Source organism: Labilithrix luteola (assembly GCF_001263205.1).
GTDB lineage: Bacteria > Myxococcota_A > Polyangia > Polyangiales > Polyangiaceae > Labilithrix > Labilithrix luteola.
On record NZ_CP012333.1, the window covers coordinates 3819415 to 3832233 of the forward strand.

The window sequence follows — 12819 nt, forward strand, 5'->3', positions numbered from 1 at the left end:
GGGGGAGTTCGCGAGAGCCGTTCGAACCGACGTTGCAACCCCCGTGACCTTCGGGTCCGTGCACGACGGAATCGGGGGAGGGGCGGCTTCGGCAAAGACGCGCGCGGCGCTGAACGTGATGCCCACGGGGATCACGAGGACGACGGCCGGCCAGAAGAGCGAAGATGCAGCGGCGACGCACGAGCGAGAGAGCGTCATAATCGAGCTCGTGGATTGTAGTCTGCATGCCACCGCGGAATCGCCGACGATTCGTGATTCGTACACGAGGCTGGTCTGGTGACGCGATCAAGGTGGAGGCGCGCATATCGAAGAGAGGCCATTCATCTTGTCGATGCGCGCCACGAGCGTCGAGTCGTGACCTGACTCGCAACGGAACGACGATCGCCGCACGTAGGACATGCCGGCGCCTTCATTCGAGGCAGCGTAGATCGATGAGGTCGATCGAATCCGGCGTGCTTGCGGACGCGGCTCCTTACTCCGCGGGTACCAAATGGCCGTCGGGGTCTTCTTCGAGGTGGCCGGCGTGCGGGTCGTCGAGGATGGCTTCCTCGGGGTCCTTCTTCTTTCGCTTGGCGAGGATGGTGAAGACGGCGGGGACGAGGAAGAGGGAGAGCGCCGTCGAGGAGGTGAGGCCGCCGACGACGGCGAGCGCGAGCGGGCGGTTCGAGGCCGACGCTTCGTCGAGGCCGAGTGCGGTCGGCATGAGGCCGGCCACGGTCGCGAGGCTCGTCATCAGGATGGGCGTGAAGCGAACGCGCGCGGCGTCGACGACGGCGTCGAGCGGAGACATCCCGTTTTCGAGCTCACGGTTCGCGTGGTCGACGAGGAGGATGCCGTTCGAGACGGCGATGCCGATGACCATGAGAACGCCCATGAGCGCGGTGATCGACAGGCCCTGGCCGGCCGCCATGAGCGCGCCCACGATGCCGACGAGCGACACCGGGATCGTGAAGAGCATGACGAACGGCAAGCGCAGCGACTTGAACTGCGTGGCCATGATCATGAAGACGACCATGACGGCGAGGCCGAGCGCGACGCCGAGACCCGAGAAGGTCGTGCGCATCAGCTCGATCTGGCCGACGAAGTGGAACTTCACGTTCTTCGTGCGTGGATCGCTGGCGAGCTTCTTTTCGAGCTCGTTCGCCGCGCTGCCGATGTCGCGTCCTTCCGTCTGCATGTAGACGTGTGCGACGCGCGCGAGCTGGTTTCGCGTGACGAGGACCGGGCCCGTGTCACGACGGATGTTCGCGTACGCGCCGAGGGTGACGGGCTGTCCTCGAGGGCCGACCCGCACGGGCACCTCGGAGATGGCCGACGTGTCCTTGACGACGCTGTCGTCGTAGTAGGTGATGACGTAGTACGACTGGCCGTTGTTCGTGTCGGTCCACACGGCCGGCGCGTTCACGTTGCCGAGGGTTGCTTCGAGTGTGGTCTGCGCGGCGTCGCGCGCGTTCACGCCGACGAGGCCGGCGGTTTCGCGATCGGTGTCGACGCGAAGCTCGGGGTAGTCGTTCTCGAGTCGAACGTAGACGTCGCGAATGCCGGTCACCCCGCGAGCCACGTCGGCCACTGCGCGTGAGTCGCTCAGCATGGTCTCGAGGTCGTCACCGTTGATCTCGACGACGAGCGGAGCGATGTAGCCGTTCGAGAAGACGCTGGCCACGAGGCCGCCCGGTGCCTGGAGGAAGTCGACGCCGGGATACGTATGCTCGAGGATTTCGCGCATGCGGTCGGCGAGCTCGCGCTGATCGAGCTTGCGCTTGCCGGCCTCGGTGAGCTCCACGCGAATGAAGCCCTGGTGCGTGCCCATGTTCGGGCTCGTCATGGCCGAGCGCGCCTTGCTGGGCGAGCCGACGTTCGTGAGGACCAGCTTCACCGAGCCCGGCGGAAGCTTCTCTTCGAGCGTCTTGGCCATGGCCACGGTCTTGGCCGAGGCGTCGTCGAGCGACGTTCCCGGCGTGAAGCGCACGTAGACCTGCTCCATCGACTCGTCGATGTCGGGGAAGAACGTGGTCGGAAGGCGCGAGCTGGCCACGATCGCCCCGGCGACCATCGTGAGCGCGCCGGCGATGACCCACACGCGATAGCCGAGCACCGCGCGAAGCAGCTTGCTGTAGCCGACGGCGAGCTTGTCGACGCCGCCCGCGAGGGCCTTGGCGAGGCGGCCGGGCTCTTTGTGCTCCTTCGGCAGGAAGTAGCGGCAAGCCACGGGTGTGACGAGCATCGAGACGATGTAACCGGCGACCATGCCCGTCGCGACCGTGAGCGCGAGCGGCGCGAAGAGCTTCTTCGCGAGGCCGGCCAGGAGGACGACCGGCAGGAGCACGGCGATCGTCGAAAGCGTCGCCGCGAGGGCCGCGATGGCAATGGCGTTGGCACCGTGGAGGGCGGCGGCGACCCGATTTCTCCCGTGCGAATTGCGGTGCACGGACTCGAGCACGACGACGGAGATGTCGACGAGCGGGCCCATCGACAACGTGAGGCCGCCGAGGGTGAATGCGTTGAGGCTCTGCCCTGTGACGTAGAGGACGATCAGGATGATCGCGAACGAGATCGGGACGGCGATCGCCGCGATGAGCACCGAGCGCGCGCTCTGGAGGAACACCAGGATGACGAGGCCGATGAGCACGAGCGCCTGGGCGATCTCCTTGACCAGGCCTTCGATCGTCTCGCGCACGAAGTGCGACTGATCGAAGATCGGCTCGACCTGGATCCCCGGCGGGAGGTCCTTCAGGTTCTCGACGATCTTCCGGACCTGATCGTTGATCTGGACGACGTTGCCGCCAGGAACGCGCAGGACGTTGAGATACACGCCGACGGTGCCGTTGATGGTGACCGACTGAGCGTCTTTCGATCCTGCGTCTTCGATGCGCGCGACGTCACGAAGGAGAACGGGCTTGCCGTCGACCATCTTCACGACGGCATCGCCGATCTCGGTCACGGTCTTGGGAACGGCGTTGGTGTAGACGTTCGCCGAAAACGTCGGCGGATTGAAACGACCGGAGGGGAGAAGGGCGTTCGCCTTGTCGACCGCCTTGGCGATGTCGCTCGAGGAGAGCCCGCGCGCGGCGGCTTTGGCCGGATCGACGACGACGTTGATCTGCCGTTCCTTGCCGCCGTCGGGCGCCGCGCTCGCGACGCCGGGGATGCCTTCGATGAGGGGCTCGATGTTGTTCGCCGCGTAGTCGTAGAGCTGCGCGGCGCTGATGCCCTTGCCGTAGACGGCGACCTGCAAAACCGGCGCGTTCGACGGGTCGTACTGCAGAATGAACGGCGGAATGATGCCGAGGGTCTTGGGGACCGACGACATCGCGAACGTCACCTGCTGCTGCACGACCGACTGGGCGGCGTTGAGGTCGGTGCCCCACTTGAGCCACACGAAGATGATGCTGAGGCCGCTTCGCGACACGCTCTCGACGTGATCGACACCGGGCGTTGCGCTGACGGCCTTCTCGAGCTGCCAGGTGAGGGTCTTTTCGACGTCCTTCGGGCCCATGCCCTGGGCCTTCGTGCCGATGACGAGCACGGGCGGCGAGAGCTCGGGGAAGGTGTCGACGCTCATGCGGGGCGTCACGACGCTCGCGAAGACCACGAGCGCGAGACAGAGCATGAGGACGAAGATCGGATTTTTGAGGGCGAGACGAGTCACTTCGCGACCTCGACGGCAGAGGGAGTCGGCGCGGGGGCGGCCGAAGGTTCGACCTTGGCCGCCACGCGATCGGAGTCGGAGAGCAGCGAGCGGCCTTGCGTGACGACCTGCGTACCGGGCTTGAGCACCGTGGCTACGAAGAGGCTGCCGCCGCGTTCGCCGAAGACGTCGAAGGTCTGCTTCTTGGCGACTCCGCTGTCGACGACGAACACGGTCGCCGACTTGCCGCGCACGCGCGCCGAGAGAAGCGGGATCTCGGTGGCCGGCATGGGATCGCCGACGTCGACATGGATCTCCGCCGTGGTGCCGACGGGGATGTTCCGCCCCGGGTTGGGGATGTCGACCTCGAAGTGGATGGTGCGCGTCGACGTGTCGGCCGACGGCGAGCGGCGAACCACTTCACCGGTGAGCGGCTTGCCGGTGGCGAGCAGCTTGATCTTCACGGGCGTCTTGGGCGCGATGGCGTCGAAGTCGATCTCGGGCACGTCGGCCGAGAGACGCACCACGCCGCGATCGACCACCTCGACGATGGCCGCACCGGGGCGAACGAAGGCGCCGGGATCGGCGAAGCGTGAGGAGACCTCGCCGTCGAAGGGCGAGCGAAGCACGCAGTCGTCGACCTCGAGCGACTTGCCGGCGCTCTGCGCGAGCAAGGCCTGCATCTGCGCTTCGTTCGCGGCCGCCGCGGCCTGCTTTTGCTCGACCTCGTTGGGCGCGGCGTATCCACCATCGAGGAGCTCACCGAGGCGCGAGGCTTCTTTGGCGGCGGCCTTCTGGCGTTCGGAGAGCGCACGAGCCTGATGCGCGATGGCCTGACTCGCAGCCGAGGCGTTGCGGCAGTCGATGGTCGCGAGCACTTCGCCCTTCTTCACGACGGCGCCCGGGCGAACGAGCACGGTGCCGACGAAGCCGGACGCGAGCTGCGGGCCGACACGGGCCGAGAGCCAGGGCTCGAGCGTGCCGACGTAGCGTCGTTCGGCGCGGAACGACGACGACTGCGCGAGCGCCACGGTCACGCCCTTCGGCGCGTCGGCGAGGGCCACCTTGTTGACGTTTGCTTCGGCGCGCACGGCGAGCCATGTGCCCGAGGCGAGGACGAGGAGGACGACGGCCGCGATGCCGGCCGGGACGAGGCGATTCTTGTTGTTGTGCGAGGCGACGGTCATCGAATCTCTCCGATCGCGCGGTCGAGCGCAGCGCGTGCGCGGGCCGCCTGGAACCGGCCGATGGCCAGCTGGATGTCTGCTTCCGTGCGCAGGGCCTGCGCGTCGGCGAGCTCGGTGCTCGTGCCGAGGCCGACGTGGAAGCGGTGGTCGGCCTGATCGTAGTTGGCTTTGCCGGCGTCGGCTCCGCGCTGGAGTGCGGCGAGGGCTTCGGTCGTGACCTTCGCTTCTTGCCAGGCGGACGAGACGAACTGCCTCTGGTTGCGGCGAACGTTGTCGAGGTCGGCCTTGGCGGCTTGCTCGCGTGCGCGCGAGGCGTCGGCGCGGCGACCCCACATGGGATCGAGGATCGGCCACGTGAGGAGGACCCCGGCGTCGTAGTTCGGGACGAGGGGGATCCAACCGTTGCCGTCCGGGACGGGACCGGCCGAAGGCGTCGCGCCGCCCGCGCGGCCCGAGATGGACGCCGTGGCCATCAGGTTCGGTCGAGTCTGGGCCTCGAGACGCTTGGTCTCGGCGCGTGTGGCTTCGACGCGCGCGCGTCCTTCGGCAACGATCGGCGTCTCGTCGGCGCGACCCCTGAGATCGGCCAGCCTGGGAAGGGGATCGGCCGGGGCAGGGCGGGCGCTCGCGCCGATCTCGGCGTCGTCGGCGCCGACGGCGAGCGCGAGGACGCTGCGTGCAATATGCAATGAGCCCGTGGCGCGCGTGGTCGCGGCGTCGTAGCGAGCAACGTCCGCCTCGGCTCGCGTGAGCTCGATCGGCGGCCGGAGCCCGCTCGTGACATTGGCGCGCGCGAAGTCACGATGCTGCACGGCCCGGTCGTAAGCGGCGCGCGAAGCCTCCTCGATCGCGGTCGCGGCCAGGACGGCGTAGTAAGCCTCGGCGACGCCGTACGAGACATCGAGCTCGGTGTTCGCGACGCGATGCCTCTCGACGTCGGCCTGGAGCGTGGCCGCGGCTTTGGCGGCCGCGATGCGCCCGAAGTCGTAGAGCTCCTGGCGGAGGCCAATGGCAACGACCGTCGATGCGTACGGTTGCATGTCCGGCGAGTCTGTGACCCTCGTTCCGCCGATACGCGGCAGGTCGAGACCGCTGGTGCCGAGGATGGTCGTCGTGCTGTTGTTGGCTGTGCTCCCGACGAGCTGGGCCACCGCCGCGAGCCGCGGAAGCCATTCGGCCCCGGGCACCTCGGCATCGCGCTTTGCCGCTTCGAACCGTGATCGGGCGGCGGCGATTCGGGGCTGCTGCGTCAGGGCAATTCGAACAGCCTCCTCGAGGGTGATCGTGCGAACGGGCGCTTCTTCGGTGGGAGACGGAGGTGGTGGTGGCGGAGCCTCGGCCCGCGCCTGACTGCTCGCGGCAAGGACCGCCGCAAGCACGGCCGTCGCGAGCCACGATGTGCGTGAACGGAACATCTGAGCGCCGCTCGAGCAAGGCCTACGCCAGCGCGAACGATGCCTATTTTCCCGAGGAATCGTGACGTCGTTGACCCGCCATCGGGAAAAATTCCGGGTCGGCCTTCGAGCACCCGGAGAATTTCCCGATGGGTGGACGGCGCGTTCTAGGCGCGCGAGATGGCGATCGTGGCGCGGGTGCCGCGGATTCCGGTGCGCTTGGCGAGCGTGAAGGTGCCGTGGTGGTGGCTCACGATTTCGCGGGCGATGGTCAGGCCGAGGCCCGAGCCGCCTTCCTCGCGTCGGGTGCTGAAGAAGGGCTCGGTCGCGCGCTTGGCGACTTCGTCCGAGATGCCTACGCCTTCGTCGTCCACCACGAACACGACCCTGTCGTCTCGCTCTTCGACGCGCATGGCGACCCGCCCACCGCGCGGCGTCGCGTGGCAGGCGTTGAGCAAAACGTTCACGAGCGCTTGCTCGAAGAGCGACGGTTCACAGGCGACGAGCGGCAGGCCCTCGGTGGTCTCGACGTCGAGGATGACTTCGGCGTGGTCGAAGCGGTGCGCGACGAGTGCGGCCGCGCGTTCGGCGAGAATCGCGGGCGGCGTCTTGTCGAGATGAGGGGCGTCGCCACGGGCGAGCGCCAGGCAGCCACGTACGATGGCCTGAATGCGTGCCACCTGGTCGAGCACGATGCCGAGCGCCGCCTTCGCGCGTTCGTCTTTTTCGACGCGCGGCATGACCTGATCGACTCGTCCCACGATCACACCGAGCGGCGTGCCGACTTCGTGTGCGATGCCGGTTCCCAGCGCAGCGAGGGCGGCCATCTTGTCCGCCTTGGCGAGCAAAGCCTCGCGCTCTCGTTCGAGCGAGGAAATCGCAATCTGGCGTTGGAGCTCGAGCTCCGTTCGTTGCCTTCTCTGCGCGATGGCACCGAAGGTTGCAACGACCGCCGTAATGATCAGGGTCGTTGCCCCGAGTCGCCACCATCCGTGGCGCTCGCGGTCGCGTATGCGTTGCGCGCTGGCGAGCACGACGACGCCCCACGACGTATCGTTCGTCGACGCCACGCGCGCCAACCCGGCGATGGCGAGGCGTCGTGGAAGCCCGAACGTGGCGGCCTCGTCGCGTGGCACTTGAACCGATGCGTCGCCCCGATCGAGCGCCTCGCGAAGGCGCGTCGACGGGATGAGTCGCCGGTCGGTGGTGAGGAAGCCCCCCTGGCCCGGTCTCGTGACCAGCACCATGAGCTCGTGCGCGTGTTCCAGGCGATGAGCGCCCGCGAGCAAGCTGCGAACGGCCTCGTCGAGCATCAGAGCATCGGTATGACCGTCGTTCTCGGCCCGCTGGGCGGCGAGCCTTTGCTCGAAATCGATGGCCACCGCCTGCGCGAGCACTGCCTGCTCGTAAGAAAACTCGTCGAGCATGTCTTTGCGTTCGCGTGACATCCACGAGGAAGCCACGCCGAACACGGCGGCGATGGTGAGCACCATGACCGCCCAGAGCCCCCAGCGACGCGCGAGACTACGAAGCGGCGAGTTAGTCGCGATCGTCATCCGCGAGCCACTTGTTGAGCGTCTTGGCGTCGATGCCCAGCTTTTCGCAGGCGATCGTCTTGCGTCCGCCGACGCGTTCGAGCACCCACGCCGCGTAGCGTCGCGAGATTTCCCGCACGGGGACGATCGCGTCTCCGAAGTCGACCTCCGCGCGAGCCATTCGCTTTGCGCCCACGGCGGGAGGTAGATCGCCGAGGCGTGCCTCCACGTCGCGACCGAGGAGCACGGCGCGCGATACGGCGTGCTCGAGCTCACGCACGTTGCCCGGCCATCCATGGCCGAGCACGGCGTTCATCGCTTCGGCGGCGAGCCGCTCGACAGGACTCTTCGGATTGGCCGCTTTGGCGCCTTCGAGGAAGCGGTCGACGAGAAGCGGAATGTCGTCACGACGCGTGCGCAGTGGTGGGATCTCGATGGCCACACCTTCGAGGCGATAGACGAGGTCTTCGCGGAACAATCCTTCCTTCGCGCGCTCGCGCAGATCGCGATGCGTGGCCGCGACGATACGCACGTCGATCTCGCGGTCACGCGATGCGCCCACGGCTCGAACCACGCGTTGCTCGAGCACGTGCAGCAACTTGGCCTGGAGCGCCGGCACCATGTCGCCGACCTCGTCGAGGAACAACGTTCCTCCGTCGGCCTCGACGAAGAGGCCTTGCCGATTCGACGTTGCGCCCGTGAAGGCACCTTTGACGTGCCCGAAGAGTTCGCTCTCGAGCAGGTTCTCCGGCAGCGCCGCGCAGTTCACCGAGACGAACGGCCCGGCCGCGCGCGTGCTCTCGGCATGAATCACGCGAGCGAGAAGCCCTTTGCCGGTGCCCGTTTCACCGGTCAGGAGCACAGGTACATCGGCGTCGGCAACGCGAAGCGCAAGCTCGCGCACTTCGCGCATCGCCTCGCTCTGCGCCACGAGCACGTTGCCACCGTAGCGATCGCCGAACGCCTTCTTGAGCGTGCGAGCCTCGCGTCGAACGGCGCGGTCATCGAGCGCGCGTTTGAGGAAGAGGTCGAGCTCGGCGACCTTGAACGGCTTGAGCAGGTAGTGATACGCGCCGCGCCGCAGCGATTCCACCGCGGTATCCACCGCCCCGAACGCGGTCATCACGATGACGGGCCGCTCGGGCACGAGGCGCTTCGACAGCGCGAGAACCTCGATGCCGTCGGTGCCCGGCATGCGCAGGTCGGTGACGACGGCATCGAACGAAGTATCTCGAACGAGCGCGAGCGCATCGGCCGACCGTGTGGCGGCGACGGCGTCGTAGCCGAGATCGACGAGCCCGTCCGTGATGGTCGAGGCGAGCGCCGCGTCGTCTTCCACGACCAAAACCCGGCATTCCACGCTTCGGCTCGGTGCAAGCCCTTCCATGTACGCTGCACTCTAGCGCCGGTGCGCCGTCGCCGCGAATGCAGTCTGCGTTGGCCTCCACGGCGGGCGCGTCTGCTGATGTTTGGTGACGTTCGTTCGATCAGTGGCGCACGTTCGCCTGCATCTCCTTGGCCATGGCCAAGTGATGCTCCAGCGTCGGCAGCGTCTTCTTGATCCAGGCGCGGAGCTCCGGGTCTTTGACCTTCTGCTCGGCCTCCTTGAACTCCTTCACGTCCTGTTCGTGGTCTTCGACCATGTCGTCGGCGTACCTCTTGTCGAGCTGCGGTCCCGAGAGCGCGGCCATCTCGTCGACGTTCTTTCGCTGTTCGGCACCGAGGTCGGTCGGGAGCGTCACGGACTTGCTCACCATGAGGGCTTTCAGCTCGGCGTCGGCCTTGCCGTGGTCGGCGACCATATGCGCGGCGAAGGTCTTCACCACCGGAGCGGTTGCCTTCGGCTCGACGGCATGACCCATCGCAACCTCCTCCATGCCGCCTTGGGCCGCCTTCGTTGCGAACTCGCGGTCTTCAGGGGCGAGCGGCGGAGGCTTGTTTGCAGGCGTTTGCTGCGTCGTCTTCTCCTGCTCGGCCGCCGTTGTCTCGGTCGTTTGAGTCGGTGTCTGGTCCTTGTCGTTGGAGTGGCCACGGCAGCCACTGACGAGTCCGAGTGCCAAACCCGTGGTCCATAGAGCGACTCGAATGCAGCGCTGTCGTGACGCGATCATGATGAGCTCCTTCGTGACGGACCCTTGCGATCCGCCGCTCATGTGGCACGACACGCGCCAGTCTCGAGGTCAGCTTTCGTTCAGCGCAGGCGTCGAACGAGCGTCGAAGGTGGAGCGCGATGTCTCGATGAGGGCCAGGTTGTCGCGAACCCACATACAGATGCCAGTGACCGTGATGAGGAGACCCCGGCCGAGTGGCGTGAGTCGATAGTCGACGCGAGGCGGAACCACCGGATGAACCGTTCGAGTCACGAGCCCGTCGCGTTCGAGCTGGCGAAGCGTCTGCGTGAGCATCTTGTGGCTCACGTTGCCGATCCGGTCTTGCAGCTCGGTGAAGCGAAGGAGCTCGACCTCGCCGAGGTTCGCGACGACGAGCAGCGTCCACTTGTCCGCGATGCGCTCGAACATCTCTCGTGCGATGCCGTTGGCGTGTTCGACTGCCCCGATCGATGCGGAATCCGGCTTGGTTACCACGGCGAAACTGTAGCACTGCGAAGTGCGTACTTCCGGGAAGCGCGAGTCGCACGCAAGGTGACCTTCGTTCGAAGGAGAAAACGCATGCGCTCTCTCGTCGCCACGCACAGCTCGAGCTTCGTCACGATCGCCCTGGTACCGGAACCGACGCCTGCACCCGATGAGGTCCTCGTCGAGGTGGAAGCCTTCTCGCTGAATCGTCCCGACCTCCTCTATCTGCAGATGCCTCACTCGACGTTTCGTCCCGGGATCGATTTCACGGGGCGAGTGGTGAAGGCCGCTGCCGATGGAAGTGGGCCACCCGTTGGCGCGTTCGTCCTGGCGCATTCGCCGTCGGGAGGAGGAGCGGCCGAGCGAGTCGCAGTTTCTTCGCGTCAGGTGGTCGTTCGTCCGGAGTCGCTCTCCGTTTACCAAGCGGCCGCGTTGCCGCTCGCAGGGCTTGTTGCGCTTCGCCTCGTGCGCGAGGCAGGGCCGCTCGAAGGCAAGAACGTTCTGGTTACGGGGGTAACGGGCGGTGTCGGTCACTATGTCGTGGAGCTCGCCGTATCCTCGGGGGCTCGCGTCTTCGCATTTGCATCACCAGAAGAGCCGACGGATCGCCTTCGCGAGCTGGGCGCCGTGCTGCTGTCTTCTCTTGATGCAGCGCCAGGCCTTTTCGATGTCGTGATGGAGTCCGTCGGAGGCGAGCTCTTTTCCGAGATTGTCCCACGCCTCGCACCGAACAGCCTCGTGCTCTGGTTCGGTGAGGCGAGCGGCAAGCCCATCGCACTCGACTTCTTCCACTTCTTTCCGGGCCACGAAGCGATGACGCTCCGTCATTTCGTCTACACTCACGTACCGAATGCCGATGACCGACGCGACCTCGAAGAACTGGTTCGCCTCGTGATCGAGGGGCGACTCCACCCCGAAATCGGCCGGGTCAGCGATTGGAGCGAGGCGTCGGACGTGTTCGCACAGATGCAGAGTCGAAACCTGCGCGGCAAGGCCGTCCTCACCGTTTAGCGTCGAGCTACTTCGCGCGCATCGTCATCGCGCCGCGCAGATGCACGACGGCGACGATCTCGCTGCCGCGAAGACCCGCCGTCGCCGGCTTCGATTCGTCGATGCGCGCATCGACCGAAACTGTCGCGTCCGAGAGTCCGCGCGCGAGCTCGGGGAGGGCCGTCGCGAGGGCGTCGGGCGCGAGTGGCAGCGCGATGCCGATGCCTTCGATGCTTTTGACGAAGCTCGCGACGTCGACGTTCGCGGCCGCGAAGCGCTCGGCGTCACCGCCGATCGGCTCGACGTTCGCGAGAGACACGGTGGCGGTGTCGTGCCAGGAGGCCGAACCCGCCGTGATGCCCGCGGCACCGCAGGCCTCCCCGAGGAGATCGAGCTCGATGCCCGTGGCGGGATCGCCCGAGGCCTTCGTGACCTGTGTGCGTGAGGCCATTTCCAGCGTTGCGCCTTCGAGGGCGCGCGCCGCGACATCGGGCGGGAGCACGATGCCGAGGTTCACGTCCGAGGTCGCGGTCAGCGCAGCGTCGTCCTTCAGCGGAGGGAGCGACGGCGCTCGCGGAGCCTCGCCACAACGCACGCGCAGCTCGGGCCGGGCGAGGAGCCCAAATCGAAGATGCGCCAGATCACCCGCGGCCGACGCCGGCCCCTGCGTGATCTCCTCGGGCGAAAGCACCACGCATGATCCCAGCGGCAACGAACGCGGTTTTCCGAGTTCGTTCCACAGGCGCGTTGCTTCGGGCTTCAGGTTGGGCAGCTCTTTGTCGATCGCCGCCTGGATGCGCCCCGTCTCTTGCGCGAGGCCTGCGCGGATTTGGGGCGTCACGTCGATGCGAACGAAGCCGCCGGCCACCTTCACGGTGCAGCCCTTCGTGATGTCGACGCGCACGCTCGACGTGCGAAGCTTGTAATCTGCACCGAGCTTGAGCGGCACCACCGCGGTGGCCTTCGCCTCGGGATCACAGCTGGCGTAACAGCTGCCTTTCGCGCATGCTCGTGCGTGGGCGACGAGCGGCGCCTCCACGACGATCGAATCGTTTACCGCGCGCACGGTGAAGGCGCCGCGATCGACCGTGTACTCGAGCCGACCGGCGATGCCGATGTCGTGATCCCGCTCTTCGGCCACTCGTCTCGGAACCTTCGTCTCCAGCGTCGGCCCGAGCCCGGCGAGCGGAAGGTCCACGTTCACCACGAGCGTCGAACGCGGCGCCACGAAGGCTGCTCGCGGCTCGGGGCGCGCAGCGGCAGCGGGCACGCCACGCGGAGGCAACTTCACATGACAGACGCTAGGCGTCGAAGAGCGAGAGGAAGCGCCACTTCCTCCGCACCCACAAACCAAGAGCAGGAGCCCGCAAGCGAGGCGCGTCAGATCGCTGCCCGCGAGCCTAGAGTTCCAGCCCACGAGGCCTCTCATCGCTCCAGAGGCGCGAGGCCTCTCATCGCTCCAGAGGCGCGAGGCCTCACGAGCAGAGCGCGACCGCGCGACAAAACCGT

Annotated in this window: 10 protein-coding genes; 2 read left to right on the forward strand and 8 right to left on the reverse strand. The window is 66.9% G+C overall.

All coding sequences use genetic code 11. The features are described from left to right. The first annotated feature begins 43 nt into the window (after window positions 1-43). Window positions 44-280, forward strand: coding sequence for a hypothetical protein (locus tag AKJ09_RS17135; protein WP_146648283.1), 237 nt, complete (start codon window positions 44-46; stop codon window positions 278-280). Between the two features lie 192 nt (window positions 281-472). On the opposite strand, the gene AKJ09_RS17140 is transcribed toward AKJ09_RS17135, so the two are convergent. The 7 genes from AKJ09_RS17140 to AKJ09_RS17170 all read right to left on the reverse strand — a co-directional run bounded on the left by AKJ09_RS17140 (window position 473) and on the right by AKJ09_RS17170 (window position 10329). Beyond that, window positions 473-3649, reverse strand: a complete 3177-nt coding sequence (locus tag AKJ09_RS17140) for an efflux RND transporter permease subunit (RefSeq protein WP_146648284.1) — start codon at window positions 3647-3649, stop codon at window positions 473-475. Then, entirely contained in the window at window positions 3646-4815 is a 1170-nt protein-coding gene (locus AKJ09_RS17145; RefSeq protein ID WP_146648285.1) for an efflux RND transporter periplasmic adaptor subunit, read from the reverse strand. Before AKJ09_RS17145 ends, AKJ09_RS17140 begins: the two co-directional genes overlap by 4 nt. Further along, window positions 4812-6230: a TolC family protein gene (locus tag AKJ09_RS17150; protein WP_146648286.1), complete on the reverse strand. Its 1419-nt coding sequence runs from the start codon at window positions 6228-6230 to the stop codon at window positions 4812-4814. The genes AKJ09_RS17145 and AKJ09_RS17150 overlap by 4 nt, the downstream gene beginning before the upstream one ends. A 146-nt stretch (window positions 6231-6376) precedes the next feature. Next, window positions 6377-7765, reverse strand: coding sequence for a sensor histidine kinase (locus tag AKJ09_RS17155; protein WP_146648287.1), 1389 nt, complete (start codon window positions 7763-7765; stop codon window positions 6377-6379). After that, window positions 7749-9131, reverse strand: coding sequence for a sigma-54-dependent transcriptional regulator (locus AKJ09_RS17160; protein WP_146648288.1), 1383 nt, complete (start codon window positions 9129-9131; stop codon window positions 7749-7751). The genes AKJ09_RS17155 and AKJ09_RS17160 overlap by 17 nt, the downstream gene beginning before the upstream one ends. Before the next feature lie 100 nt (window positions 9132-9231). Then, window positions 9232-9855, reverse strand: a complete 624-nt coding sequence (locus AKJ09_RS17165; protein WP_169927603.1) for a DUF4142 domain-containing protein — start codon at window positions 9853-9855, stop codon at window positions 9232-9234. Window positions 9856-9924: 69 nt separating this feature from the next. Next, complete coding sequence (locus AKJ09_RS17170; protein WP_240488501.1) at window positions 9925-10329, reverse strand: winged helix-turn-helix transcriptional regulator; 405 nt, start codon at window positions 10327-10329, stop codon at window positions 9925-9927. Between the two features lie 84 nt (window positions 10330-10413). Here AKJ09_RS17170 and AKJ09_RS17175 point away from each other — a divergent pair, with 84 nt between their 5' ends. Next, window positions 10414-11331 carry a zinc-binding dehydrogenase gene (locus AKJ09_RS17175; protein WP_146648290.1) on the forward strand — a complete coding sequence of 306 codons (918 nt, stop codon included), beginning with the start codon at window positions 10414-10416 and terminating at the stop codon, window positions 11329-11331. A gap of 7 nt (window positions 11332-11338) precedes the next feature. Here the strand turns inward: AKJ09_RS17175 and AKJ09_RS17180 are convergent, their stop codons facing one another. Beyond that, window positions 11339-12601, reverse strand: a complete 1263-nt coding sequence (locus AKJ09_RS17180) for a DUF4403 family protein (protein WP_205633727.1) — start codon at window positions 12599-12601, stop codon at window positions 11339-11341. Window positions 12602-12819: the final 218 nt, after the last annotated feature.